Source organism: Granulicella sp. dw_53, from assembly GCF_018449545.1.
In the GTDB taxonomy this organism is placed as follows: domain Bacteria; phylum Acidobacteriota; class Terriglobia; order Terriglobales; family Acidobacteriaceae; genus Edaphobacter.
This window is the reverse complement of record NZ_JAAVUR010000023.1, coordinates 14,330-39,990: the sequence shown is the minus strand read 5'-3', so window position 1 is coordinate 39,990 and position 25,661 is coordinate 14,330. Positions and strand designations below refer to the sequence as shown.

20 protein-coding genes are annotated in these 25,661 nt (G+C 60.3%); 13 read left to right on the top strand and 7 right to left on the bottom strand.

The window, feature by feature from the left end:
* Positions 1–27: 27 nt before the first annotated feature.
* The 3 genes from HB393_RS23305 to uvrA form a co-directional block, all read right to left on the bottom strand.
* Positions 28–1,368 (bottom strand): sugar porter family MFS transporter, encoded by a 1,341-nt coding sequence (locus HB393_RS23305; protein WP_213807621.1) that lies wholly within the window; start codon positions 1,366–1,368, stop codon positions 28–30.
* A 91-nt stretch (positions 1,369–1,459) separates the two neighbouring features.
* Positions 1,460–2,461, bottom strand: coding sequence for a CPBP family intramembrane glutamic endopeptidase (locus tag HB393_RS23300; protein WP_213807620.1), 1,002 nt, complete (start codon positions 2,459–2,461; stop codon positions 1,460–1,462).
* Positions 2,458–5,559: an excinuclease ABC subunit UvrA gene (uvrA, locus tag HB393_RS23295; RefSeq protein ID WP_213807619.1), complete on the bottom strand. Its 3,102-nt coding sequence runs from the start codon at positions 5,557–5,559 to the stop codon at positions 2,458–2,460. Before uvrA ends, HB393_RS23300 begins: the two co-directional genes overlap by 4 nt.
* Positions 5,560–6,245: 686 nt before the next feature.
* On the opposite strand from uvrA, the gene HB393_RS23290 reads away from it, so the two are divergent.
* Positions 6,246–6,578, top strand: coding sequence for a hypothetical protein (locus HB393_RS23290; RefSeq protein WP_213807618.1), 333 nt, complete (start codon positions 6,246–6,248; stop codon positions 6,576–6,578).
* On the opposite strand, the gene HB393_RS23285 is transcribed toward HB393_RS23290, so the two are convergent.
* Entirely contained in the window at positions 6,575–7,693 is a 1,119-nt protein-coding gene (locus HB393_RS23285; RefSeq protein WP_213807617.1) for a radical SAM protein, read from the bottom strand. The genes HB393_RS23290 and HB393_RS23285 overlap by 4 nt on opposite strands.
* A gap of 87 nt (positions 7,694–7,780) precedes the next feature.
* Here HB393_RS23285 and HB393_RS23280 point away from each other — a divergent pair, with 87 nt between their 5' ends.
* The 9 genes from HB393_RS23280 to HB393_RS23240 all read left to right on the top strand — a co-directional run bounded on the left by HB393_RS23280 (position 7,781) and on the right by HB393_RS23240 (position 20,837).
* A complete protein-coding gene (locus tag HB393_RS23280) occupies positions 7,781–7,978 on the top strand; it encodes a Uma2 family endonuclease (protein ID WP_213807616.1) in 198 nt (65 codons plus the stop codon).
* 108 nt (positions 7,979–8,086) lie between these two features.
* On the top strand, positions 8,087–8,794 hold the full coding sequence (gene rplA / locus HB393_RS23275; protein WP_213807615.1) for a 50S ribosomal protein L1: 708 nt from the start codon (positions 8,087–8,089) through the stop codon (positions 8,792–8,794).
* A gap of 109 nt (positions 8,795–8,903) precedes the next feature.
* Entirely contained in the window at positions 8,904–9,626 is a 723-nt protein-coding gene (gene rplJ, locus HB393_RS23270; RefSeq protein ID WP_213807614.1) for a 50S ribosomal protein L10, read from the top strand.
* Between the two features lie 145 nt (positions 9,627–9,771).
* Positions 9,772–10,146 carry a 50S ribosomal protein L7/L12 gene (gene rplL, locus HB393_RS23265; protein ID WP_213807613.1) on the top strand — a complete coding sequence of 125 codons (375 nt, stop codon included), beginning with the start codon at positions 9,772–9,774 and terminating at the stop codon, positions 10,144–10,146.
* 182 nt (positions 10,147–10,328) lie between these two features.
* A complete protein-coding gene (locus tag HB393_RS23260) occupies positions 10,329–10,535 on the top strand; it encodes a hypothetical protein (protein WP_213807612.1) in 207 nt (68 codons plus the stop codon).
* A gap of 404 nt (positions 10,536–10,939) precedes the next feature.
* Positions 10,940–15,412 carry a DNA-directed RNA polymerase subunit beta gene (gene rpoB / locus HB393_RS23255; RefSeq protein WP_213807611.1) on the top strand — a complete coding sequence of 1,491 codons (4,473 nt, stop codon included), beginning with the start codon at positions 10,940–10,942 and terminating at the stop codon, positions 15,410–15,412.
* A gap of 200 nt (positions 15,413–15,612) precedes the next feature.
* A complete protein-coding gene (gene rpoC / locus HB393_RS23250; protein ID WP_213807610.1) occupies positions 15,613–19,803 on the top strand; it encodes a DNA-directed RNA polymerase subunit beta' in 4,191 nt (1,396 codons plus the stop codon).
* Between the two features lie 87 nt (positions 19,804–19,890).
* Positions 19,891–20,346 carry a hypothetical protein gene (locus tag HB393_RS23245; RefSeq protein ID WP_213807609.1) on the top strand — a complete coding sequence of 152 codons (456 nt, stop codon included), beginning with the start codon at positions 19,891–19,893 and terminating at the stop codon, positions 20,344–20,346.
* Between the two features lie 62 nt (positions 20,347–20,408).
* On the top strand, positions 20,409–20,837 hold the full coding sequence (locus HB393_RS23240; RefSeq protein WP_213807608.1) for a DUF2442 domain-containing protein: 429 nt from the start codon (positions 20,409–20,411) through the stop codon (positions 20,835–20,837).
* A gap of 42 nt (positions 20,838–20,879) precedes the next feature.
* Here HB393_RS23240 and HB393_RS23235 read toward each other — a convergent pair whose 3' ends face one another.
* The gene (locus HB393_RS23235) at positions 20,880–21,431 is read right to left on the bottom strand and encodes a DUF4136 domain-containing protein (protein ID WP_213807607.1); all 552 of its coding nucleotides are present in this window, start codon (positions 21,429–21,431) and stop codon (positions 20,880–20,882) included.
* A 237-nt stretch (positions 21,432–21,668) separates the two neighbouring features.
* Between HB393_RS23235 and HB393_RS23230 the strand changes: the two genes are divergently transcribed.
* Positions 21,669–21,842: a hypothetical protein gene (locus HB393_RS23230; protein ID WP_213807606.1), complete on the top strand. Its 174-nt coding sequence runs from the start codon at positions 21,669–21,671 to the stop codon at positions 21,840–21,842.
* Between the two features lie 107 nt (positions 21,843–21,949).
* Complete coding sequence (locus HB393_RS23225; RefSeq protein WP_213807605.1) at positions 21,950–22,288, top strand: hypothetical protein; 339 nt, start codon at positions 21,950–21,952, stop codon at positions 22,286–22,288.
* 168 nt (positions 22,289–22,456) lie between these two features.
* On the opposite strand, the gene HB393_RS23220 is transcribed toward HB393_RS23225, so the two are convergent.
* Entirely contained in the window at positions 22,457–22,915 is a 459-nt protein-coding gene (locus tag HB393_RS23220) for an energy transducer TonB (RefSeq protein ID WP_213807604.1), read from the bottom strand.
* A 233-nt stretch (positions 22,916–23,148) separates the two neighbouring features.
* Between HB393_RS23220 and HB393_RS23215 the strand changes: the two genes are divergently transcribed.
* Positions 23,149–23,865, top strand: coding sequence for an ROK family protein (locus tag HB393_RS23215; RefSeq protein WP_213807603.1), 717 nt, complete (start codon positions 23,149–23,151; stop codon positions 23,863–23,865).
* A gap of 27 nt (positions 23,866–23,892) precedes the next feature.
* Here HB393_RS23215 and HB393_RS23210 read toward each other — a convergent pair whose 3' ends face one another.
* Positions 23,893–25,557, bottom strand: coding sequence for an AsmA family protein (locus HB393_RS23210; RefSeq protein WP_213807602.1), 1,665 nt, complete (start codon positions 25,555–25,557; stop codon positions 23,893–23,895).
* Positions 25,558–25,661: the final 104 nt, after the last annotated feature.

The following is a 25,661-nucleotide window of genomic DNA, read 5'->3' as shown; positions in this document are numbered from 1 at the left end:
GTGACCTGGGTCGTGCGGTGGGTGTCCTCAGTGGAGGCCGAGGTGGGCCTGCATGCCTTCGAGGGTCTGTCCCTTGGTCTCTGGGTAGAGGAAGAGCACGGTGAAGAACTGCACCGCCATCATGACGGCGAAGAAGGCGAAGGGCAGGGCGCGGGAGTAGACGGCGATGTAGGGGAAGGCGTTGGCGATGATGCCGTTGGCGATCCAGTGGGTGGAGGAGCCTAGGCTCTGGCCCTTGGAGCGGACGTTGGTGGGGAAGACCTCGCTGAGGTAGACCCAGATGACGGCTCCTTGCGAGACGGCAAAGAAGATGATGAAGCCGACGAGTAGAGGAAGGAGCAGGCCGAGGTGAGAGTTGGTGTAGAAGACCCAGGCGACTCCGCTGAGGGCGAGGCCGCAACCTATCGCTCCGGTGAGGAGGAGGGCCTTGCGTCCTACCCTGTCGATGATGGAGATGCCTAACAAGGTCGCGAGCAGGTTGGCGAGGCCGATGACGACGGCCTGCACGTTGGAGGAGACGGAGCTGAAGCCAGCGCTGGCGAAGATGTCGTTGAGGTAGTAGAGGATGGCGTTGATGCCCGAAAGCTGGTTGAAGAGGCCGATGGAGACGGCGAGGAAGATGAGTTTGGAGTAGCGGCTCTGGAAGAGGCTGTGCTGGGTGGCTCCGCCTTCGGCGCGGAGGGCCTCGGCCATGGCGTCGACCTCGGCGCGGGAGTCGGGTGAGCCCATGCGTGCGAGGATGAGGGTCGCCTCGTCGATGCGGTTCTGGCTGACGAGCCAGCGGGAGCTATGGGGAGCGGTGAGCAGCATGAGGAGGAAGAGAGCTGCGGGAAGGATGCCGACTCCAAGCTGAACGCGCCACTCGATGGCTCCGAGGGCGAAGTGGGCGACGATGGCGTTGGAGAGGTAGGCGGCGAGGATGCCGATGACGATGTTGATCTGGAAGAGACCGACCATGCGGCCACGCCACTTGGCGGGGGCGAGCTCCGCGATGTAGACGGGACCGAGGACGGATGAGCCTCCGATGCCGAGGCCGCCGAGGAAGCGGAAGATAAGAAACATAGGCCAGTTGGCGGCGAAGGCGCAGCCGATGGCGGAGACGACGTAGAGGATTCCGGTGACGCGGAGGGCGTTGCGGCTGCCGATCTTCTGGCCGAGCGGGCCGCTGAAGATCGCTCCGAATACGGTGCCGTAGAGGGCGATGGCCACGGTGAAGCCCTTTTGGCCTTCGCTGAGCGCGTACTGGAGCTGGAGTGAGTGGGTTACTCCTGCGATGACGGCGGTGTCGAAGCCGAAGAGGAGTCCGCCGAGGGCTCCGGTGAGAGCGGCTTTCACGAGAAGAAGTATTGACTGGTTGGTCAGACCCATGTGCGTTTGGTTCTCCGAGCTTCGGTTGCCAGTCTATATGCGGATGAGCCGAAAACGAGCGGATGAGTCCAAAGCGGGGGAGTGAGGTTGGTTATCGGGTGAGGCGGTCGAGGTGCCGGTAGCCGCCGGTGGCGAGGAAGGCGGTCAGGAAGACGGCGAAGTTATAACTGGCGTGGACGAGTGCCGAGGCGAAGACGGAGCGGAGGCGAATGCGGATGGCGGTGAGGATCAGGGAGACGCAAAAGAGCAGGAGCAGGACGGGCCAGGTAAAGGCGGTCTGCTGGCCGTGGAGGAGCGCGAAGAGGATGCTGGTGAGGACGGCGGAGAAGGCGAGGGCGGGGAACGAGAGGGCGTTCGAGGAGTTCCATTGCTCGCGGGCGGCGGGGATGCGCGGCAGGGAGAGCCAGTCGTAGGCGATGGCGAAGCCAGGGAGCAGGAATCCTCGGAAGAGGGTCTCTTCGAAGAGCGGGGCGAGGATGGTTCCAAAGGCGGTGATGAGCCAGACGTCGGTGGGGTTGCGGAAGAAGTCGTCCATGGGAATGGACTTGGGCATGGTGATGAGGGAGGAGACGGCCTGCACCACGAAGGACAAGGTGATGCCGATGGGCACGAGCCGCAGGGCGTTGCGGCCGGCGGCGGGGGCGTTGGTCTGCAGGCCGACAGGGAAGGATCGATGCCAGAGCAGCGGAAAGAGAAACCAGGAGATGGTCAGGGTGGCGATGTAGGTGAAGGCCTCGGATGCGAGGAGGAGGCGCGGGGAGATGTCGGCGAGAGCGTGCTCGGCCTTGGTGGCGGTGGTCGGGTTAGCGATAGTCTGCGTTGCGACGGCGGCTGCGCGCTCGTGGAAGTAGCCCAGAAAGAACTGGCTGAAGAGAAGGATGGCTCCGGTGATGGCGAGGAAGAGAACGGCATGACCGAGATGAGGGATGCGGGCTGGCGGATCGGAGTTGGGAGCGTCGTTGGGGGTGTTGTCGAGCGGGGGCAGGACGATGGCTTCGATCTCCCCCGAGGGGAGAATAGGCACGATGGGCCGGGGAACGGGCAGGTCGCCGGGTTGGTCTTCGACGCGCTGATCGGCGGGGCGGGGGATCATTTCGCAGCCTTCTTGGTTGCAGACTTGGCGGATTTTTTGGCGGCTGTCTTCGGTGCGGCTGTCTTCTTTGCTACGGACTTTTTGGCTGCCTTGGTTTTACGCTCCTCCGGCTTAGCGGAGCTAGCCTTGGGGACGCCGGTCTTCTTGTCGGGCACGATGAACTTACCACGGGCATCCTTCTTGCGGTCTTCGGGGGTGCTGGGGTCGAAGGGCTGAGGGCCTGCGTGGCTGACGCCGTTGCGTTCGGCGAAGTTGGGCATGCTGGCAGTGTAGTGGCGGGCGAGGAAGGCTCCGGTGTGGGAGGCGGAGACGGTGGCGATCTGCTCAGGGGTGCCGTGCGCGATGACGCGGCCGCCGGCTTCGCCGCCTTCGGGGCCCATGTCGAGGACGTAGTCGGCGTTGCGGATGATGTCGAGGTTGTGCTCGATGATGATGATGGTGTTGCCGAGGTCGGTGAGGCGGTGGAGGACCTCTAGGAGCTTGCGGACATCGTCGAAGTGGAGGCCGGTGGTGGGTTCGTCGAGGAGGTAGAGGGTGCGGCCGGTCTGGCGCTTGGAGAGCTCGCGGGCGAGCTTCATGCGCTGGGCTTCGCCGCCGGAGAGCGTCGTAGCGGACTGGCCGAGGTGGATGTATCCGAGGCCGACGTCGACGAGGGTCTGGAGCTTGATGTGGACGCTGGGGATGTCCTTGAGGATGGGGACGGCGTCTTCGATGGGAAGGTCGAGGAGGTCGGCGATGCTGTAGCCGTTGAACTTGACGGAGAGGGTCTCCTGATTGTAGCGGCGACCGTTACATACCTCGCAGAGGACGTAGACGTCGGGTAGGAAGTTCATCTCGATGCGTCGTTGACCCTCGCCCTGGCAGGCCTCGCAACGTCCGCCCTGGACGTTGAAGGAGAAGCGTCCGGGTTTGTAGCCGCGCTCGCGGGACTCGGGGAGCATGGCGAAGAGGTCGCGCATGGCGGTGAAGACGCCGGTGTAGGTGGCGGGGTTGGAGCGCGGGGTGCGTCCGATGGGGGACTGGTCGATCTGGATGACCTTATCGAGCTGATCGATACCGCGCACTGCTCCGTGCTGGCCGGGCTCTTCGCGGGAGCCGTAGAGGTTCTTGGCGAGGGCGCGGTAGAGGATGTCGTTGACGAGGGTGGATTTTCCGGAGCCGCTGACTCCGGAGACGACGGTCATGACGCCAAGAGGGAAGTGGGCGGTGACGTTCTGGAGGTTGTGGGAGTGGGCGTCTTCGACGGTGAGCCACTTGCCGGTGAGGGCTCGCGGATTTGCACGGGCGACGATCTCGATCTTGCCGGCGAGGTACTGGCCGGTGATGGAGGCGGGGTTGTCCATGATCTGCTGGGGAGTGCCGTCGGCGATGAGGAAGCCGCCGTTTTTGCCGGCTCCGGGGCCTAGATCGAGGACGTAGTCGGCCTTGCGGATGGTGTCTTCGTCGTGCTCGACGACGAGGACGGTGTTGCCGAGGTCGCGCAGGTTCTCGAGCGCGGTAATGAGGCGCTGGTTGTCGCGCTGATGGAGGCCGATGGAGGGCTCGTCGAGGACGTAGAGGACACCGCGGAGGCGCGAGCCGATCTGGGTGGCGAGGCGGATGCGCTGGCCTTCGCCGCCGGAGAGGGTGGCGGCGGAGCGGTCGAGCGAGAGATAGCCGAGGCCGACTGCGTTGAGGAATTCGAGGCGCTCGATGATCTCGCGCTGGAGACGGTCGGCGATGATGCGGTCGCGGCCGGTGAAGAGCATGGTGCGGGAGGCTTCGAGGGCGCGTTCGAGCGAGAGGCCGGTGAAGTCGGCGATGGAGGCGTCGTTGACGGTGACGGCGAGGGACTCCGGGCGCAGGCGGCGACCCTTGCAGACAGGGCAGGTGGTCGCGGACATGTACTGCATCATGTACTCGCGGTAGCCCTCGGATTTGGTGTCTTCGAGGTTGGCGCGAAGGTAGGCGAAGATGCCGTGGAAGCCGGTGCGGCTGGCCTCGCTGCGCGGAGGACCGTAGAGAAAGAGGTTCTGCTGCTCGGAGGTGAGCTGCTCGAAGGGCACCCTGATGTTGATCTTGTATTTGTCGGCGGCCAGCTTGATGAGGCGAAGGAGGTAGGCGGAGCCGGAGCCGGGGCCCATGGCGCCGTCGAGCAGGGGCTTGGACCAGTCGGTGATGGTGCGGGCGGGGTCGAAGTCGTAGATGCTGCCTAGGCCGTGGCACTCAGGGCAGGCGCCGTAGGTGGAGTTGAAGGAGAAGCTGCGGGGCTCGAGGCGGGGGACGTTGATGCCGCAGTCGGGGCAGGCCATGGAGGAGGAGTAGAGGGTCTCCTCCTGCTTGCGGGTGACGGGGTCCTGGAGGCCGATGAGTACCAGACCGTTGGCCATCTGCAGGGCTTTGAGGACGGAGGTCTCGAGGCGGCGGGTGTCGTAGCGGGGGGCCGCGTAGGCGAGGGCGGCGCTGGTGTTCTCGGGAGGCAGCGGCTTGAGGATGATGCGGTCGACGATGGCTTCGACGGTGTGGTTCTTGCGCTTTTCGAGGCGCATTCCCTCGGTGAGCTCGGTGATCTCGCCGTCGATGCGGGCGCGGAAGCCCTGCTGATCGAGGGCTTCAAGCTCTTCGCGGAACTCACCCTTGCGGCCGCGGACGATGGGGGCGAAGACGGTAATGCGCTCGCCGGGGGAGAGCGAGACGATGCGCTCGACGATCTGGTCGGCGGTCTGGCGGGAGATGGGACGTTGGCAGTTGGGGCAGTGGGGCTGGCCTACCGAGGCGTAGAGGAGGCGCAGATAGTCGTAGATCTCGGTGATAGTGCCGACCGTGGAGCGGGGGCTACGGGAGGTGGTCTTCTGCTCGATGGAGATGGCCGGGGAGAGACCGTCGATGGCGTCGACGTCGGGGCGCTCCATCTGGTCAAGAAACTGGCGTGCGTAGGCGGAGAGAGTCTCGACGTAACGGCGCTGGCCCTCGGCGTAGATGGTATCGAAGGCGAGCGAGGATTTTCCGGAGCCGGAGAGGCCGGTGACGACGGTGAGGGTGTTGCGCGGAATGCTGACGTCGACGTTGCGGAGGTTATGCTGACGCGCTCCGCGGACGGTGATATGTGTGATGCCCATAGAGATTGGGGCCGCTATACGGCCAAGTCTTTAGGATACGTCATGCGGCGGATGCGTTGAAGGGGGAGGCGGTATCCGAACAGACAATATGATCCACCTTCGTGGGATGTTACCCTTCGGCTGGGTTATTGGAGTATTAACGCGAAGGTAATCCGAGAGAAGCGATAATCAGTTTTTGCGGGCATGGATGTCGTACGTGACCGGCAGGCTGAGTGGGCTAAAAAAGGAATGTTTGTGAATTCGTCGATTGTATTGATTTCAGCGGTGTTAGCTTCACTTGCGGTAGGTGTACTGTTGGCTTACGGGGTATGTATCGCAATGTTTCGTCTGTTTCGGATCCATGCGCGCCAGGTGGCGGCGGGTTCCGCACAGCGTGTGGCAGCTCGGTCGCAGACTGTTCAGGGATAGCTGTTCTGGGATAACTGGCTTCAATGTGGTCTCCGGGTGGGGATGAGCCGGTACGTACTCGCTTTGACTTGTGAGGCGTTTGGAAGAATTCACGGTTGATTTTGCTGGCCGCGCTGAAGAGTCTCGGCGTAAACTCCCGCCATGTCTTACCCCGATTCTGCATCTCAGGTGATTTCCAAGGATCCGGACGGCTGCACGGGCTTCTGCAGCAAGCTCTTTGGTTGCGCCGTTCAGCAGGCTGATCCTCTTGGCATGGTCTTCGGCCTGTGGAGGAAGGCATGAACACGAACCCCGCTGCGACCCTGGTGATCGTTGCCTATAAACCCAAGCCCGGAAGAGAAGCGGAACTTGTGCAGCTTACCCGGGAGCATGTCCCCCTGCTCCGTTCCGAGGGTCTGGCGACGGATTATCCGGTGACGAGCTGCCAGGCGCAGGACGGCACGATTGTGGAGGTCTTCGAGTGGACGGCTGGAGGCGTCGAGCGCGCACACACCAACCCCGCCGTGCTCGCGTTATGGGGCCGTTACGCCGTCGCGTGCGACATCGTTCCCCTTGCCACATTATCCGAATCCTCCACGATGTTCGCATCGTTCACTCCTCTGAAGTTTTAGGCAAACAGTCTCTGCTGCAATTCGGCTCCGACCTTTCCGACCGGGCGGCGGACTGCTCCAGTTGGGTCGCGGGTGAGGAGGGCTTCGCTCGACCTTGCGCGTAGCCCATGCCTCGCGCAGACCTCGGCGACCATCTCGGCCAGTTGCTTACGATATGCGGGAGCGGCGAAGTCCCTCACCGCGAACCGCCGCGCATAGTCCGCCTCCAAAGTGGGGAAGTGCTCCCGAACGAAGCTCAGGTATGTAGGACGGGAACACGACTTCAAAAACAGCGGCTGCGCGGCAAAGAAGCTTGCCCCCACGACCGCCGCCTGCCGCGCCATCTGGTCGAGCGCATTGGCAGAATCTGTAATTCCTGGCAGGAGCGGCGAGCATAGAATGCCTGCCGTAATTCCCGCTGCACGCAGCCGCTTGACGGCGGCAAAGCGAAGATCGGGACGCGGGGCGCGGGGCTCCAGCTTTCGCGCCAGCTCTGTATCCGCGGTGGTGATGGTCACATGGACCACCAGCGTGTTGCGCCTGCCGATCTCGGTGAGCAGATCGATGTCGCGCTCGATCAGCCTCGACTTGGTCACGATCCCCAGCCGGTAGCCCGAACGCCGGCTGAAGACCTCCAGGATCGATCGGGTGACGCGGGTGCGACGCTCGATCGGCTGGTAGGGGTCGGTCGCCGTTCCCAGGGCGATCTCCTGGGATGGATCGATGCGGCGCAGCTCCTGCTCCAGCAGCCAGGCTGCGCTCTGCTTGATGAAGATCTTGCGCTCGAACGCCTCGGGGTCCCGCAGGTTCGCGAGACCCTCCGGGGCGCCAGACACAGTCCCCACCGCGCTGTCTTCCTCCTGGCCCGGCTCCACGACCTTTGGAGCCAGAAACTCATGCGTATACCGGGCGTAGCAGTACTTACAACCGAACTCGCATCCCCGGTACGGATTGATGCTGTAAGCCAGCGACAACTGACGCTTCGACACTGATTTATTCAGGATGCTGCGCACTTTCAGCGTCCTGAACTCCACCAGATGACCATCCTCCGCGTGCTCCGCTTCAGCCGCCAGCCGGGCGAGGCCGGTCGGCTGAGAGGGAAGGATCGGAAAGAGGGTGTCGTTGAGTGTGGCCAATTCGTATTCGCCTTTTATTCGCCTTCTTGAGGAGAAGAGTATCCCCGCCCAGTCGGTCCGTCAAGAGCTTATTTCGTACAATGGGTTATGAATTTTGCCGTCACAGGGATGCCGCTTCCGATGCAGTTTCGGCCCGAGACTCCGATGAGCGACGAGGAGCTGATGCGCTTCTGCGCGGCGAATGATTTTCTGCGCGCGGAACGCGATGCCAATGGAGAGATTCTGGTGATGACATCCGCAGGAAGCAAGACTGGACGCCGGAATACGGCCATCAAGGTTGCATGAACCCGCAAACTTTGGCATACTCATAAGAGTGTCTCAACTCCAAGTTGAGTCCAGTCGAGAACCACGCCCGGAGGGATCAACTCCAGAGGGGTGGGAGACGAGGGAAGAATGAGAAAGATCTCCAAGAATTTGACGAAGGCGCGCGCGCTCGTTGAGCCCCGTCCATATGTCCTCGCGGATGCAGTTCCGCTCCTCCAGAAGGCTAAATATGCGAAGTTCGACGAGACTGTCGACCTGACCATGCGCCTGGGCGTCGACCCGAAGCATGCCGACCAGATGGTCCGCGGTACGGTCGTTCTGCCTCACGGCCTCGGCAAGACCAAGATCGTCGCCGTTATTGCCTCGGGCGATAAGATCAAGGACGCGGAAGCGGCCGGTGCAGAGTTCTTCGGCGGCGAAGAGTTAGTAGAGCGCATTCAGAAAGAGGGTTGGACCGCATTCGACGCCCTGATCGCCACGCCTGACATGATGAAGTCGGTTGGACGTCTGGGTAAGGTGCTCGGCCCCAAGGGTCTCATGCCGAATCCGAAGACGGGAACCGTTACCACCGACGTTGCGTCTGCAGTCAAGGAGATCAAGGCCGGTAAGGTTGAGTTCCGCACGGATAAGACCGCTCTGGTTCACGTTCCGGTTGGCAAGCTGTCCTTCGATCCACAGAAGCTGATCGACAATGCGATGACCGTTATCTCCAGCGTCGTGAAGGCAAAGCCATCCGCCGCCAAGGGCAAGTACATCAAGGGCGTAACGCTCAGCTCCACGATGGGCCCTGGCATCCAGTTGGACTACGCTGCTGCTGAGGCGGCTGGTAAGTCCTAAGGCTGGTGAACCGCTGTTTCGGTCCTTCGACCATGTTTCCGCCCGCGAATTGCGTGGCACAAATTTTCAAGCCAGTAGAGAAGAGCTGGCAGCTAAAGGCTAAAACGTTATGCCATTGACCAGAGCAAAAAAGACGGAGAAGATCGGACAGCTTGCAGCCGAGCTCGAGCACTCCACCTCCGCGATTATCGGCACCTTTGCCGGACTCACCGCCTCCAAAGACTTCGAGCTGCGCAAGGCCGTTCGCGGCGCCGGCGGAAGCTACCACGTCGTCAAGAACAAGCTCGCGGCACGCGCCGGCGAAGGCACCAAGGTTGAGGCGGCTCTCAAGGGCCTCAAGGGTGTCTCTTCGGTCGCTTACACCTCCGGCGATCCTGTTGCATTGGCCAAGGCCCTGTCCACATGGGTCAAGGACAACGCGGAGTTCACCTTCAAGCTCGGCATCGTAGACGGCAAGGTCATCACCGTTCAGGAGATCTCCGAGCTCGCCAACATGCCTGGCAAGGAAGAGCTCTTCTCGAAACTCCTCTTCCTCATCCAGTCGCCGGCACAACGGCTCGCCACGGTCATCAATGCGACCGGACGCGATCTTGCTGTCGTCATCAACCAAGGCGTCGAGAAGGAGAAGTTTGCTGGTGCGGCTGTTCCGCCGGTAGCTGCTCCCGTTGCCGAGGCTGCTCCGGTTGCAGAGGCTACCCCGGCAGCTGCCGGAGAGCTGATCGCCGAGGCGCATGCAGTTGAAGCTCCCGCCGCGACGGATGCAGCGCAGCCCGAGAATGGAACCGCCTCTCAGGCTGGCGAAGCCGCGACCACGGATCCGGTCGAGGGATAACAAGTTTCGCTTGACCCACCCGGGTGCGCCAGTCTGGGCGCAGCGGAAACCCGGAGGGGCTCAGGCAGCCGAAGAGCGGTCTAGCTTCGGAAGGCAATCAGCACAAAAGCACCATCAAGTTTAGACATCAAATTGGAGAAATAAAATGGCAGACCTTCAGCAGTTGGAAGAATCAATCGTTAGCCTCAGCCTCCTCGAGGCTTCGGCTCTGGTCAAGAAGCTCGAAGAGCGTCTCGGCGTTTCGGCAGCTGCAGCAGTGGCAGCCCCGGCAGCCGGCGGCGGCGCGGCAGCAGCGGCGCCGGTCGAAGAGAAGACCGAGTTCACCGTCATCCTGAAGGATGCCGGCGCGAACAAGATCAACACCATCAAGGCTGTACGCGAAGTTACCGCTCTCGGCTTGAAGGAAGCCAAGGATCTGGTCGACGGCGCACCGAAGCCCTTGAAGGAGAATATCTCCAAGGACGACGCAGCTGCCATCGCCAAGAAGTTCGAAGGCGTAGCGACCGTAGAAATCAAGTAGTTAACGCCAGAAGTTGCACGCCAGGCCGGAACGCGATATTCTTCTTATTGAAGAAGAATCGTTCCGCCTTGGCGTGCTATTTGGCGGACGCTCTTGACTCAACCAGCGGCAGTACTTCCGGTTCATCCTGCAAGCGCAGGCTAAGGAGCCGGCCACATCGTGTTTCAAGCGGCGGATGCGCGATGTGCAACAAGAATCAATCGAGCGCAGCAACTTTGAGGCAGGGCGAGCCTCAAATGGCGGCAGGTATTCAAACCATTACGAAGGAAACAGTGCACAAGTCGATCTTTGCGCTCGAGGGACAAGCTGTCCCTGTGAGCGCTTTTGCCGTGTTTATCGGCATCTTTGCCAAAAACGTCCCACCGGCGGATTGCACGCGTTCTTTATAACAGCTCCAGGGCGGCGCTCATATTAAAAGTTTTCAGCAGGAAGCCGCAGGCAGGCACGACGAAATGCAGTCAGATTTCAAGCACGACCAGCTTCAGGACCACACGATTGCAGAGATTTCAGAGACTAGAGATTTTAGGTAGGCAGAGACAGCAGCACGACTTAACCCAAGTAGATCGTCCAACCTGATACACCGGAACTTTTCAATCCGGCAAGACATTTAGCGCACGGGATCAGCCGCAATCGAGGGCGGCAGTTCCCAAACAAGTTTCACCGCGCCATCGAAACAAACCCGGAGGGTCGTACCGCCCTCCACCTCTTGAACGGTCGACGCATCTGTATCCCAGTCATCGGATGCAGGCAAGTCGATCCATGAGGCCTCGAATGGTAAGTCTCAGGAGAGAGCATGTCCAGCGAAATGCGCGCGATCCGTAGCCGTCTTGATTTTTCCAAGATTCCCACCTCTATCCAGATCCCCAACCTCATCGAGGTTCAGCGCCGCAGCTACGAGCGCTTCCTGCAGATGGATAAGCTGCCCCAGGAGCGCGAGGACAACGGCCTCCAGTCGGTGTTCACCTCTGTCTTCCCGATTACCGACTTCCGCAACGTCTCGGAGCTTGAGTTCGTGGACTTCTCCATCGGCAACTGGGAGTGCAAGTGCGGCTACCTCAAGGGTCTCAACCACCTTCGGACGGCCTGCTCGCACTGCGGACACATGGTCATCACCGATCCGTTCCATCCGGGCGACGTCCTTTGTAACTTCTGCGGCACCTATAACAAGAACACCCCCGACTTCTGCACCAAGTGCGGCGACCCTGTCGGCCTGCAACTGAAGTACGACCAGGCGGAGTGCGAGGAGCGCGGCATGACCTACTCCGCCCCGCTCAAGGTTACGATCCGCCTGAAGATCTACGACAAGGATCCCGAGACTGGCGTCAAGAGCCTCCGCGACATGAAGGAGCAGGAAGTGTTCTTCGGCGACATTCCGCTGATGTCGCAGAACGGCACCTTCATCGTGAACGGCACTGAGCGCGTCATCGTCTCGCAGCTCCACCGTTCGCCAGGCGTCTTCTTCGAGACCGCCAACAACCGTACCTACTTCCTCGGCAAGATCATTCCGTACCGCGGTAGCTGGGTGGAGTTTGAGTACGACCAGAAGAACACCCTCTACGTGCGTATCGACCGCAAGCGCAAGTTCCTGGGCACCATCTTCCTGCGCGCCCTCGGCCTGCGTACCGATGAGGAGATTCTCAAGACCTTCTACACGGTCGATACTATCCAGGTGAAGGAAGGCAAGCTCAACTGGACCGTCGCCGAAGAGGGTAAGCCCTCCAACCTGCAGGGCACACGTCCCGCGGCGGGCATCACCGTCAAGGGCGAAGAGATCGTTCCCGCAACCCGCAAGGTCTCGGCCCACAGCCTCAAGGCTCTGCGCGCGGCGAAGATCACGCACGTCGAAGTCGAGACCAGCGAGTTCGACGGCGCGATGACTGCTTCCGACATCGTCGATATGTCTACCGGCGAGCTGCTCTACGAGGCCAACCAGGAGCTCACCGCCGACAAGCTGCACAAGATCCTTCAGTCCGGCGTTGCCAGCTTCGAGGTCTTCTTCCCTGAGCGCGACGACGTGGGCAACATCATCACCAACACGCTTCGCCGCGACTCCGTGCGCAAGCCTGAAGAGGCGTTGATCGAGATCTACCGCAAGCTGCGTCCCGGCGACCCACCGACGCTGGACACCGCGACTGCGCTCTTCGAAGGCATGTTCTTCGATCCGCGTAAGTACGACTTCTCGCGTGTAGGCCGTTTAAAGTTCAACATCAAGCTCTACGAGGATCAGTCTCCGGAGCACCTCGACAAGCGCACCCTTACCCCTGAGGACTTCTACGGGACCATCCGTTACCTCCTCAAGCTGCGTAAGAACATCGGCAACGTCGACGATATCGATCACCTTGGCAACCGTCGCGTTCGCGCCGTCGGCGAGTTGATGGAGAACCAGTTCCGCATCGGACTCGTCCGTATGGAGCGCGCCATCAAGGAGAAGATGTCGGTCTATCAGGAGATGTCGACCGCGATGCCGCACGATCTCATCAACGCCAAGCCAGTGATGGCCGCGATTCGTGAGTTCTTCGGCTCCTCGCAGCTCTCGCAGTTCATGGACCAGACCAACCCTCTCTCGGAGATCACGCACAAGCGTCGCCTCTCCGCCCTTGGGCCCGGTGGTCTCTCCCGTGAGCGCGCCGGCTTCGAAGTCCGCGACGTGCACCCGACCCACTACGGACGCATCTGCCCGATTGAGACGCCGGAAGGCCCGAACATCGGTCTTATCTCGTCGCTCTCCTGCTTTGCGCGTATCAACGAGTATGGCTTCATCGAGTCGCCCTACCGTCGCGTGAAGGATGGCCGTGCGCTCGACTTCGTCTCTGTCACCAACGCCGGCGAGTCCGGTCTGCGGCAGGGAGACTACCTCGAGATCGAAGAGGCTCACAAGCAGAACGAGCAGTTGAAGAAGGACAAGAAGCGCACCATGGATCTTGCTCCCTTCAGCTTCTACCTTTCGGCGTGGGAAGAGGATCGTCACACGATCGCGCAGGCCAACATCGAGCTCGATGAGAAGCTGAACATCGTGCAGGACATCGTCGATGCCCGGCGCCAGGGCAACTTCGTGCTGGTCAACAAGTCCGAAGTGGACTACGTTGACGTCTCGCCGAAGCAGCTGGTCTCGGTCGCCGCCTCGCTGGTTCCGTTCCTCGAGCACGACGACGCCAACCGCGCCCTGATGGGTGCGAACATGCAGCGTCAGTCGGTTCCTCTGCTCGTCGCTGAAGCTCCCTTCGTTGGTACCGGCATGGAGGGCGTCACCGCCCGCGACTCCGGCGCCGTCATCCTGGCCAAGCGCAACGGCATCATCGACTCGGTCGACTCCGAGCGCATCATCGTCCGCGTAGAAGGAGAGCATCACCCCACGCAGTTGTCGCGTGAGGTTGGCTCGGACATCTACCAGTTGACGAAGTTCAAGCGCTCCAACCAGAACACCTGCATCAACCAGAAGCCGATCGTCCGCAAGGGCGACCGCGTGATCAAGGGCCAGGTCATCGCCGACGGTCCTTGCACGGAGCAGGGCGAGCTCGGCCTCGGCCGCAACGTTCTGGTCGCCTTCATGCCATGGCGCGGGTACAACTTCGAGGACGCGATCCTGATCTCGGAGAAGCTGGTCCGCGAGGACTACTACACCTCGATCCACATCGAGGAGTTCGAGATCGAAGCGCGTGACACGAAGCTTGGGCCGGAAGAGATCACGCGGGATATCCCCAACGTCAGCGAGCACGCTCTGCGCGATCTCGACGACTCGGGCATCATCCGCATCGGCGCCAAGATCGGCCACAACGACATCCTCGTCGGCAAGGTAACGCCGAAGGGTGAGACGCAGTTGACGCCGGAAGAGAAACTCCTCCGCGCCATCTTCGGCGAGAAGGCCGGCGACGTTCGCGACGCCTCGCTGACGTGCCCTCCGGGTATCGAAGGCACGGTCGTCGACGTCCGTATCTTCTCCCGCAAGGGACAGGAGAAGGACGAGCGCGCCAAGCAGATCGAGCAGGAGCAGATCGAGAAGCTCGAGCGTAACCTTGCGGACGAAATCCGCATTCTTACCGACGAGCGGCTCAAGCGCCTTGAGGCCATTCTGGGCACCAAGGAAGTGCTGGCCGACCTTCACGATGAGCGCACCAACAAGAAGCTCCTCAACAAGGGCGACATCCTCGACCGCGATACCATCGAGCTGATCAGCACTCGTAACCTCAAGCGCATTCGCTACGCTGACAAGGATCCCCGCGTCAACGAGCAGATCGATGAGATCGAGGAGATGACGTCGCGCCAGATCGATGTTCTGCGCAAGATCACCAACGAGAAGATCGGCAAGATGCAGAAGGGCGACGAGCTCTCGCCTGGCGTCATCAAGATGGTCAAGGTCTACATCGCCATGAAGCGCAAGCTTTCGGTCGGTGACAAGATGGCCGGACGCCACGGCAACAAGGGCGTTATCGCTCGCATTCTGCCGGAAGAGGATATGCCGTACCTCCCCGATGGAACGCCTGTCGAGATCGTTCTGAATCCGCTTGGTGTGCCTTCGCGTATGAACGTCGGACAGATCCTCGAGACGCACCTCGGTTGGGCAGCGCACGAACTCGGCAAGCAGGTCGCTGAGCTCGCCGCTACCATGAGCTCGGCCAACGAAGTTCGCGAGCTCTTCAAGGCGCGCTTCGCCGGTACCGCCGCTCTCAACCAGCTTCTGGACCTCGACGACGAGCAGACCTTGCGCGTCGCCGCCGGCATGAAGCGCGGCATCTGGTTCGGCACGGCAGTCTTCGACGGTGCACGCGAGACCGAGATCAAGGCGTTGCTCAAGTCCGCTGGCCTGCCCAGCTCGGGCAAGACGCAGCTCTTCGATGGCATGCTCGGCGATCCGTTCGAGCAGCCTGCCACGGTCGGCTACATCTACATGCTCAAGCTGTCCCACCTTGTCGATGACAAGATCCACGCTCGCTCCATCGGACCGTACTCGCTCATCACCCAGCAGCCGCTGGGCGGTAAGGCGCAGTTCGGCGGACAGCGCTTCGGTGAGATGGAGGTCTGGGCCCTGGAAGCTTACGGCGCCGCCTACATCCTGCAGGAGCTGCTCACCGCCAAGTCCGACGACGTCTTCGGCCGTACCAAGATCTACGAAGCCATTGTCAAGGGCGAAGCCGCCATCGAGCCGGGTGTACCCGAGTCGTTCAACGTTCTTATTCGCGAACTGCAGTCGCTCTGCCTCGACGTCGAACTGATCAAACAGGCCGACCAGAAGAAAGTGCCTCTGCCAGCTATCGCCGCAGCAGATTAGTCGATACCGCTCCTCCCCGGCACGGCCCCCTGAATGAGGCTCACGCTCAACATTCACAGGGGCCGGCCACAGGGAAGCGAGCACAAAAATAGAAGCAGGCGATGACCTAACACCCATCGCCCAGCAGCAGCAAGGCAGCAAGAATAACCCGCAGCTTGTGCTAGAACCCATAGCCTGAAGCAGCACCGGAGACGCCTAATATGTTCCGCTCCAGCCCATTTGAACTGACCGGTCCCATCGCCGACTTCGACGCCATCAAGATCCAGCTCGCCAGCCCGGAGAAGATCCGTAGCTGGTCGCATGGTGAAGTTACCAAGCCCGAGACCATCAACTACCGTACCTTCAAGCCCGAGCGCGACGGCCTCTTCTGCGCCCGCATCTTCGGACCCATCACCGACTGGGAGTGCCTCTGCGGCAAGTACAAGCGCATGAAGCACCGCGGCGTCATCTGCGACAAGTGCGGCGTCGAGGTCACCCTCTCGAAGGTCCGCCGCGAGCGCCTCGGACACATCGAGCTCGCCAGCCCCTGCTCGCACGTCTGGTTCTTCAAGGGCCTGCCCTCGCGTATCGGCCACCTGCTCGACATCTCACTCCGTGAGCTTGAAGCGGTCCTCTACTTCGAGTCCTACGTCGTCGTCGATCCAGGCGATGCGCCCGTCAAGGAGCGCGAGGTCATCAAGGACGAGACCAAGTTCCGCGAGCTCGATGCTCAGTACCGCCCCTCCGGCTTCAAGGCCATGATGGGCGCGGAAGCGATCAAGGAACTCCTCAAGCGCGTTGAGATCGCGGAGCTCTCAATCGAGCTGCGCGAGCGCATGAAGACCGAGACCTCGCTGCAGAAGAAGCTCAAGTACTCCAAGCGTCTGAAGATCGTCGAGGCCTTCCGCAAGTCGGACAACCTGCCGCAGTGGATGATTCTCGACGTGATCCCGGTCATTCCGCCGGAGCTTCGCCCCCTCGTTCCGCTCGACGGCGGCCGTTTCGCTACGTCCGACTTGAACGACCTGTATCGCCGCGTGATCAACCGCAACAACCGCTTGAAGAAGCTGATGGACCTGCACGCTCCTGAGGTCATCGTCCGCAACGAGAAGCGCATGTTGCAGGAGGCCGTCGACGCTCTGTTCGACAACGGCCGCCGTGGCCGCGTGCTTCGCGGCGCGAACAACCGTCCGCTGAAGTCGCTCTCCGATACCCTCAAGGGCAAGCAGGGCCGCTTCCGTCAGAACCTGCTCGGCAAGCGCGTCGACTACTCTGGCCGTTCGGTCATCGTCGTCGGTCCCGAACTGAAGTTGCACCAGTGCGGTCTTCCCAAGAAGATGGCGCTCGAGCTCTTCAAGCCCTTCATCTATCACCGTCTCGAACAGACCGGCCACTGCACCACCATCAAGCAGGCCAAAGAGATGGTAGAGATGCAGGAGCCCATCGTCTGGGACATCCTGGAAGAGGTCATCAAGGATCACCCGATTCTGCTCAACCGCGCTCCGACCCTCCACCGTCTGGGTATCCAGGCGTTTGAGCCGGTGCTCGTCGAAGGCAAGGCGATCAAGATCCATCCGCTCGTCTGCACCGCCTTCAACGCGGACTTCGACGGCGACCAGATGGCCGTGCACATCCCGCTCAGCCCAGAGGCGCAAATCGAAGCCTCCGTCCTGATGCTGGCGTCGCACAACATCCTCTCGCCCGCGAGTGGACAGCCCATTACCGTCCCGACGCAGGATCTCGTTCTCGGTCTTTACTACCTGACGAAGGCCAAGGTCAATGCCAAGGGTGAAGGCCGCGTCTTCGCGAACATCGAAGAGGTCTTCATGGCTCTCGAAGCGAAGCAGGTTGAGACTCTGACCCCGATCCGTCTGCGCTATACCGGTCAGGTGCTCGACATGACCACCGCGTACGACGATCAGGACCTTACCCACACGGAGCCGGTGGAGTTCAACAAGCAGTTCATCTCCACCACCGTCGGCCGCGCCATCCTCAACGATGCGCTGCCCGAGGGAATGCCTTACGTCAACGGTCTGCTCAAGAAGAAGGGCATCGGCCAACTGGTCAACTACTGCTACTTGAACCTCGGTCTCGAAGTGACCGTCAAGACGCTCGACAAGATCAAGGACCTTGGCTTCACCTACGCCACCCGGTCCGGCCTCTCCGTCGGTCTCGACGACATGGTTATCCCCGACTCCAAGTACACCGTCGTCGGAGAAGCCGAGAAGACCGTTCTCGCCATGCAGCAGCAGTACCTCGATGGAGCCATCACCAACGGTGAGCGTTCCAACAAGGTCATCCAGATGTGGTCGGGAGTCACCGAGCGCGTCGCCGACGACATGTTCAACAACATGAAGCAGGCTGACAAGGACGGCGCCATGAACCCGATCTACATCATGGCCGACTCCGGTGCTCGTGGTTCCAAACAGCAGATCCGTCAGCTCTCCGGTATGCGTGGTTTGATGGCCAAGCCCTCCGGCGAAATCATCGAAACCCCCATCACGGCGAATTTCCGCGAAGGCCTCACCGTTCTCCAGTACTTCATCTCGACGCACGGAGCGCGTAAGGGTCTCGCCGATACCGCCTTGAAGACCGCTGACTCTGGATACCTCACCCGTCGTCTCGTCGACGTCGCGCAGGATGTCATCATCTCGCACGACGACTGCGGCACGGTCGAAGGCATCTACGTCACGCCGATCATTGAAGCCGGTGAGACCATCGAGCCACTCCGCGACCGTATCATCGGCCGCGTCTCGCTCGAGCGCCTCAAGGACTTCGAAGGCAAGACCATCGTCGAAGTCAATCAGGAGATCGATGAAGACCTCGCCTCCGCCGTTCAGGCTGCGGGTATCGAGCGCGTCAAGATCCGCTCGGTCCTTACCTGCGAGTCCAAGCGTGGCGTCTGCATCCTCTGCTACGGCCGTAACCTCGGCTCGGGCAAGATGGTGGAGATGGGCGAAGCCGTCGGCGTCATCGCGGCCCAGTCCATCGGCGAGCCCGGCACCCAGCTCACCATGCGTACCTTCCACATCGGTGGTACCGCATCGCGAGTCTCTGACGCTTCGCACCTCGAAGCCAAGAACGCCGGCACCGTCCGCTTCATCAACCTGGTCACCGTTCGCGCCAAGTCCGGCGATCTGGTCGCCTTCAACCGTAACGGCTCGCTCGCCATCATCGACGACAAGGGCCGTGAGAAGGAGCGCTACGCTGTGGTCTACGGCGCGAAGCTCAAGGTTGAGGACGGCGCAACTGTAGCCCAGGGCGATCGTCTCGGGGAGTGGGATCCTTATACCTTCTCGCTCCTCACCGAGATCGCTGGAACCGTGCAGTTCAAGGACCTCCAGGAAGGCGTTACCCTCAACGAGGAAGTCGACGAAGTCACCGGCCTCAGCCGTCTGGTCGTCAACGACTCCACCGATGAGAAGCGTCAACCCGCCATCATCATCAAGTCCGCGTCCGGCAACAAGCGTTACCTCATGCCGTCACGCGCTCACTTGATGGTCGCCGATGGCGACGAGATCTTCCCCGGCGACATCCTTGCCAAGATCCCACGCGAAACAACGCGTACCAAGGACATCACCGGCGGTCTCCCACGCGTCGTCGAACTCTTCGAGGCCCGTAAGCCCCGCGACCCGGCAATCATCAGCAAGATCGATGGTGTCGTTCGCTTCGGCGAAGTCTCCAAGGGACAGCGCAAGGTCTACGTCACGGCGGATAACGGTCAGGAAGAGGAGTACAGCGTTCCTCGCGGAACCTACGTCAACGTGCAGGAAGGCGAACGCCTCCGTGCCGGTGACGCACTCATCGACGGACCCCGCAACCCGCACGACATCCTCGAGGTCCTCGGAGAGCGCGCTCTCCAGATGTACCTCGTCAACGAAATCCAGGAAGTCTACCGTCTGCAGGGCGTTACCATCTCCGATAAGCACATCGAAACCATCGTTCGCCAGATGCTTCGCTGGGTCAAGATCGAAGAGGTTGGCGACACCACCTTCCTCGTGGATCAGCAGACAGACCGCTTCCGCTTCAACGCAGAGAACCAGCGTGTCCTGATGAGCGGCGGCAAGCCGGCCATCGGTCGCTCGCTCCTCCTCGGCATCACCAAGGCGTCGCTCTCGACCGACAGCTTCATCTCGGCCGCCAGCTTCCAGGAGACCACCCGCGTACTCACCGAGGCTTCCATCAACGGAAGCATCGACACGCTGCGCGGCCTCAAGGAAAACGTCATCGTTGGCCGCTTGATCCCCGCCGGAACCGGCATGGAGTACTACCGCAACGTCCAGCTCTCCCCAGAGCTCGAAGAGGCGGCAGCCCAGGTCCAGCAGGAAGTCACAGCAGCCATCGAAGCCGAAGAGCGCGAACTGGAACAGATGCGCATGGAAGGCGAGCAGGAAGAGATGGCCGCCGAGTAGTTCTGTGGATCGCGAAAGTTACTCCGTCCCCAACTAAATGGGCGGACTCGAAAGAGTCCGCCCATTTTCATTGCTATCATTTCGCCTATGAGTGGACAGGTTTGGACCGCAATCATTGGAGCAATCTCTGCGTTACTCGTCGCATCATTCACATATTGGTCTTCGAAGCGGCGTGACAGGGAAGCAGACTGGCGTAAGCTGAAACTGCAAAAATACGAAGAGTTTGCTACATCTTTAGCGGGGATGGCCGAAGGCAACGTAACAAAAGACACTATGACTAGGTTCAACATCGCGTCAAATTCATTGCACCTCATCGCATCGCAGAGAGTGGTGGTCGCGCTTGAAGACTTCCGAAGGGAAATCAGCGCCGGAAATACGGCTAAGACTTTGGACAAACATGACAGCCTTCTTTCGAGATTATTTTGGGAAATTCGACTCGATCTTGGGGATCAGCCCACGTCCAATCCAAGCGACTTTCGAATGAAATTGTGGACTCCAGGTACGAAAGAAGCTTCGAAACTGGATGGAAAGGATAGGGACTAATCGTCAATTAGTCCTTTACCTGCAGGTCAACACATCACGAAGCTATGCATGTAGGGAGATACATGGCACCCCTTAGACCCATCACTAAATCTACTGTCGCGAAGGCCAACCAGCGTGCTGCCCAGCTTCAAGCCACTACACCGTTAGCCACAGCCGCCCGCTATGACCGTAAGTCCGACCGCGTCATTCTGAGTCTCAATACCAATCTGGAAATCATGTTCTCCCCCAAGAATGCTCAGGGTTTGGAACATGCAACCCCCGCTCAACTTACAACCATCGAGATCTCACCCTCCGGCTACGGCATTCACTTTCCAAAACTCGACGCCGACCTCTATCTTCCTGCACTGCTAGAAGGCTTTCTCGGTTCCCGCAAGTGGATGGCTGCACGCCTCGGAGCTGAAGGAGGCAAAACTCGTACTCGAGCCAAAGCCGCCGCTGCTCGCTCCAATGGAGCGCTGGGTGGTCGTCCCCGCAAGGCCGCCACATCCTAACGGTGCTCAATAATTCCTTTTATCTAGGAAATCTGTCGCCACTTATCCCTTACTCTTAGGCGGAAACTTGTCGAACATCTTATCGATCGCCTTATTCAGCTTCTGAGCGTTCTTCTCCGGCTTATCCGAGAGATCCTGCTTCGAGGTGCCGCGCCATAGGAGTTGCTTCGATCTGGTGTCGTAGAGATCGACTACCAGCATTCCCACCGGAATGTTATCGACCGTAGTAACCGCCGGACCACCACCCCAGCCTCCCCAACCCCGGCCTCGCCATCCCCAACCCGGACCCAGTCCGTCGTAGAAGGTGTTGTACTCCTGCTTGTCGTGTACAAAGCCGACCGCCGACACGGACACATCACAATGTGCATCGGTCTGCTCCCAACCCTTGGCGGTCAGATCTCTCATTACGGCTGCCCTAATTCTGTTCTCGACCAGTTGGTTTGAAGCATGCACCTTGCCGTAACAAAACGTCCGATACTGAGCAAAGTTCGCATTCTCGTCAAAGTCCGTGTGGACATCCTGTGCCAGCATGGTTCCTGCTGCCAGCGTAACCGCAAATGCGGCTCCTTTTACTATCGTGCGCCAGTTCTTCATGAGCATCCTTTCCAACAACTACTATCCAGTGTGAGGCTATTGGGCTACTTTGCGTTGTCCATGGACTCAGTCCATACCTAACTAGAACAGGCACTTCCACGCAAAGTTTTGCGTGAATGCCTCTTTCAGAGAAATTAAGTGCCGATGATCAGAACAAGGCAAGCTTGAATTTCAGCAGGCAGGGCGAAGCAATACAGCAATACAACGAAAAAGATCGATCCAGGCGTCCTATTTTCTATGGAGCTGCAGAAGCCCACTCCGCGCAGGGCCGATCTGGTGAGCCCGATCATGTTCGTGGTTATCCTTACCTTGATCGTCGGTTTTATTGCAGCTTTTCTAATTCTTCGTCCCGCCCGCGGTATTCCAAAAGAAGCCACCACTTCCTCCCAGTCATCCCCCGCGCAGAAGTAGGCGTTTCCAACTCTGCCTTTGCTAATCAGGATTAGGCCGCAAGCAAAAGCGGTCGCTTCGTTCGTCGTTAGACGATGGTTATCGCCCAGAAGCACGGTATAGGAGAAATGGGCGATGAAATACAGGACCTATCGATAACCCGCGACAATAAGACCGGCATCACAACGTGCATGGATATTCCTCACGAACACCCTCTCAATGCGAATGACCCAAACCGGGGCCTCAACGTCAAGGTCTTCCTCGTCGTGGTCGCGGCTGCGGCATTGGTAATTGCCGTGGTCCTGTTCGTCGTCGCGCACTCGCACGGCTCCAAGACGGTTCCGGCGCCTACGCAGACCAGCCAACCCTCTTCGCGGCTTCATGTGCCAGGAATTCGACGCCCCAAACCTTCTCCCCTTCATCCTGGCGTCTTGCAAGCCTCCAACCGGCCCTACTCCCAGCGCTGATCCGCGCTGGAGCTACTTGACTTTCTTGGGTGGGCAGTCAGGAAGTTAGAAGGATGGGGACCAAGCTGCGCTGAGTTCGGGCGGTAGCCTGGCACCTTGAACGAAAAACAAAAACGGACGAACCCGAGAGTTCGTCCATTACTTTATTTCTATAGCGACTTCCAAAGCTTACAGGGTGGAATGACGCAGGGTGATCTCGAGGGTCAAGGGAATCGCGGTGGGCTGGTGGTCCAAGGTGCCGGGGGTGAAGCGATACTGGCTGACCGCGGAGAGAACGTTGACGTCCATGGCTGCACCGACCGAACGGACGATCTTCAGATCCGAAGGCTTACCGTCAGCGTTGACGATCATGGAGACAACCGCGAGCTGATCGGCCGCACGCAGCGTGGCAGGAATCCGCTCATTCTCAACGATGGAGACCGTGGAGATCAGCTTGGGTGCGGTCACGCCAGTCGAGATGCGGAGCGGCTGGTTGGTCGGAACTGCAGCAGCATTCTCAGCGGCGGAAGAGTTGAATGCCTTTGGCTGGACCAAAGCTGAGGTCTGGGTGGGGGCAGGCGAGGTTGCCTGAGCATGCAGGAGCATCGGGGACAGCGAGAGGGCGGCGGCCACAATTACTTTACGCATAGTGTAATCCATCCTGAGGGCAAGGTGCCCATCACCAAAATAAATCTATCGAGCAATGATTGTCAATGTTATTCGTAAAAAAAAGAAAGCCCAATGTTTTCCATGGTTTTCGAAGCGGTCGAAGTGATTTTAGAGCTGTAGGCCGCTAATCGGCTTTTGGCTCGCTCCAGAGCGATCCTCAGCATGAGTACTCCACCAGGAAAGGCGAAACGCCAGGTTGTATCCTTGCCTTCATGAACGTACTGGTCATCGACGTCGGCGGCACACACATCAAGGTCGCCTCGACCCACAACCTCGTGCCTATCAAGATCGTCTCCGGCCCCACGATGAGCGCCACAGAGATGTCCCAGCAGGTCCTCGCCGCCACTTCTGCCTGGCAGTACGACGCCATCTCCATCGGCTACCCTGGCCCCGTCGCCCACGATCGTCCGCTCGCCGAGCCGCACAACCTCGCTCCAGGTTGGATCGACTTTCCCTACCAGAAGACCTTCCGCAAGCCCATCCGCTTCATCAACGACGCGGCCATGCAGGCTCTCGGCGGATACCGTGGCGGTCACATGCTCTTCCTGGGGACCGGCACCGGCCTGGGCTCCGCGCTCATCTACGACGGCACCATCATCCCCCTGGAGGTCGCCCACCTGCCGTACAAGCACGGCCTCACCTACGAGGAGTACATCGGTGTCGCTGGCCTGGAGCGCCGTGGCAAAAAGCGCTGGCGCAAATCCGTACTGGATATCGTCGCCCGTCTCCGCGCGGCCTTCGTCGCAGACTATGTCCTCTTGGGTGGAGGGAACGCCAAACTGATGAAGGACCTCCCCGAGGGAGTCATCCTAGGCGCAAACGCCAACGCCGTGCAGGGCGGGCTAAGGCTATGGGAGGCCCCACTCAACTCACAGCCCCTACCTCCAGCGGAAGTAGCAAAAGCCAAAACCAAAAAGAAGACGCGCTAACCAACCAAAGCAGGGAAGTCCTGGCCGCTACTTCTTCCTGCCAAACAGGCTGGTGATCGCGTCGACCGTCTTCTGGTTCTTGCCGTTGCCCAGGAGTTGCCCTCCGAGAATGGAGGCCGCATTCTTCTGCAGCAGCTTTCCAACATCGGCCATGATCACCGGATTCGAGGTCGTGCCGGTCACGGTCACCGGAATCCCGTTTTTAGCAGCCGTTGAAGCTGCGCCTCCCGCAACTCCACTGAGCGCCGTCAGCATACCAACGCCGGCCTGCCCGATCCCCTGGGTGGTCGAGAGCTTCAGGTTCAGGCTGAAGTTCAGCGCGCCACCCGGAGCCACTGTCCCGCCTCCGCTCACCTCTCCCAGCGCTGGCAGCAGAGCGTAGATGCTATCGGCTCGCACCGCGGCATCAGTCACACGAACATTGGTGCGCAGCGTCTGGATACTGGTGGTATCCCCTGTCTTCACGCCGCCCAGCGCCGCCATCCCGGACATCTTCGAGCCCAGATCGAACCCCGCGAGGTGCGTATTGTCGACCTCTACAGGACCCGCGATCACACTGTCTTTTGTCGAACCGGTAATGGTGAGCGTAGTGGTTAGCGTTCCACCCCGCAGCACGGATCCGTTAGGAAGCTTCACCCCCACCGACGGCAACAGGGCCTGCAGGTCGTCGATAGGCAACGCCTGAGCGATAAGCCGCAGATTCATAACCGGAGCCTCACCCGCCAGTTCGTAGCTTCCGTTCACATGCGCTGCCACATTGCCAGCCTTCACTGCCAGATCCTGAACTTGACCGGTGTTGTTCTTAAGCGTGTGAACGATGTTGTAACTCAACTCCACCGGCTTGGGAGCGGGACTGCCGCCCTTCAGCAACACCAGTCGCTCCGCGTGAATCGTGCCTTGGCTGGTCAGCGTCACTCCGTTCGATACCGCGTGCGCATCCACATTCGCCAGCATGGAGAGACCCGCCGCAGGATCCACAAACCCCGCCGCGACCGGATCCAGATGCTTCGCTGTCACCTGGGCCGTCAGCGCTGTGGTGGCGGCATCCTGCTGATTCAGAGGACCCGCACTCCCGGCCACCGTGATCGCTCCATCTGCCGGCAGACCCGCACTCAGTGTGAACGGAAAAGCTTTGGCAAACGAGAATTGTTGTATGGAAGCGTTCAGATGTTCATAGATCATCGGCTTCCCGTGCGCGGGAACACTCTCCACCACCGCACGACCCTCTTTGATCGTAATCACACCCACGGTAAGGTCTGGAAATGCCGAGGGCTGTCCCGCGATCTGCGTTTTACCCGCTCCGCCACGCCCCAGGCTGGAGAAGTTCCATCTTCCATCCGCGGCTCGCACCAGATGAATCTCCGGACCCTGCGCCTCGAAGCTTCGCACCTGCAGCTTCCGTGAAAACAACAGCGGCCTCATATCGACGCCGATCTTCAATTGCTTTGCCACCAGAAGCGGCTCCGGGCTGAACTCAGGATCGCCCGCGATGCTAAGTTCGTTCGCAACCAGGCTCCCCGAGAAGACCGAGAGGCTCAGATCCCCCACCTTCACCTGTCGTCCCAGCGCCGCAGTCAGTTGTGTCTCCAGCATCGGACGAAACAGATTCGCATCGACGAACAGAGGAAGAATAAGGACCACGACGATGAGGAGTGCCACAACTGCCAACCCGATCTTTAATCTGTTTTTCATCGAAATCCCTCCGTCTGGCGAGACTAGTCTCCCCTCCGAACCGAGTCAATTTGCAGCTATCCGCTCGTGGCGACCGAGAGACCCGGTAATATTCATTCTGGAGA

What these genes read in the sequence shown, in the direction of transcription:
- rplJ (WP_213807614.1), top strand. Translation starts at nt 8,904, where the DNA reads ATGCCATTGACCAGAGCAAAAAAGACGGAGAAGATCGGACAGCTTGCA.
- HB393_RS23235 (WP_213807607.1), bottom strand. Translation starts at nt 21,431, where the DNA reads ATGAAGAACTGGCGCACGATAGTAAAAGGAGCCGCATTTGCGGTTACG.
- HB393_RS23290 (WP_213807618.1), top strand. Translation starts at nt 6,246, where the DNA reads ATGAACACGAACCCCGCTGCGACCCTGGTGATCGTTGCCTATAAACCC.
- HB393_RS23215 (WP_213807603.1), top strand. Translation starts at nt 23,149, where the DNA reads ATGAACGTACTGGTCATCGACGTCGGCGGCACACACATCAAGGTCGCC.
- HB393_RS23240 (WP_213807608.1), top strand. Translation starts at nt 20,409, where the DNA reads ATGGCACCCCTTAGACCCATCACTAAATCTACTGTCGCGAAGGCCAAC.
- HB393_RS23260 (WP_213807612.1), top strand. Translation starts at nt 10,329, where the DNA reads ATGTGCAACAAGAATCAATCGAGCGCAGCAACTTTGAGGCAGGGCGAG.
- uvrA (WP_213807619.1), bottom strand. Translation starts at nt 5,559, where the DNA reads ATGGGCATCACACATATCACCGTCCGCGGAGCGCGTCAGCATAACCTC.
- HB393_RS23300 (WP_213807620.1), bottom strand. Translation starts at nt 2,461, where the DNA reads ATGATCCCCCGCCCCGCCGATCAGCGCGTCGAAGACCAACCCGGCGAC.
- rpoC (WP_213807610.1), top strand. Translation starts at nt 15,613, where the DNA reads ATGTTCCGCTCCAGCCCATTTGAACTGACCGGTCCCATCGCCGACTTC.
- rpoB (WP_213807611.1), top strand. Translation starts at nt 10,940, where the DNA reads ATGTCCAGCGAAATGCGCGCGATCCGTAGCCGTCTTGATTTTTCCAAG.
- HB393_RS23245 (WP_213807609.1), top strand. Translation starts at nt 19,891, where the DNA reads ATGAGTGGACAGGTTTGGACCGCAATCATTGGAGCAATCTCTGCGTTA.
- rplL (WP_213807613.1), top strand. Translation starts at nt 9,772, where the DNA reads ATGGCAGACCTTCAGCAGTTGGAAGAATCAATCGTTAGCCTCAGCCTC.
- HB393_RS23210 (WP_213807602.1), bottom strand. Translation starts at nt 25,557, where the DNA reads ATGAAAAACAGATTAAAGATCGGGTTGGCAGTTGTGGCACTCCTCATC.
- HB393_RS23305 (WP_213807621.1), bottom strand. Translation starts at nt 1,368, where the DNA reads ATGGGTCTGACCAACCAGTCAATACTTCTTCTCGTGAAAGCCGCTCTC.
- HB393_RS23280 (WP_213807616.1), top strand. Translation starts at nt 7,781, where the DNA reads ATGAATTTTGCCGTCACAGGGATGCCGCTTCCGATGCAGTTTCGGCCC.
- rplA (WP_213807615.1), top strand. Translation starts at nt 8,087, where the DNA reads ATGAGAAAGATCTCCAAGAATTTGACGAAGGCGCGCGCGCTCGTTGAG.
- HB393_RS23220 (WP_213807604.1), bottom strand. Translation starts at nt 22,915, where the DNA reads ATGCGTAAAGTAATTGTGGCCGCCGCCCTCTCGCTGTCCCCGATGCTC.
- HB393_RS23230 (WP_213807606.1), top strand. Translation starts at nt 21,669, where the DNA reads ATGGAGCTGCAGAAGCCCACTCCGCGCAGGGCCGATCTGGTGAGCCCG.
- HB393_RS23225 (WP_213807605.1), top strand. Translation starts at nt 21,950, where the DNA reads ATGGGCGATGAAATACAGGACCTATCGATAACCCGCGACAATAAGACC.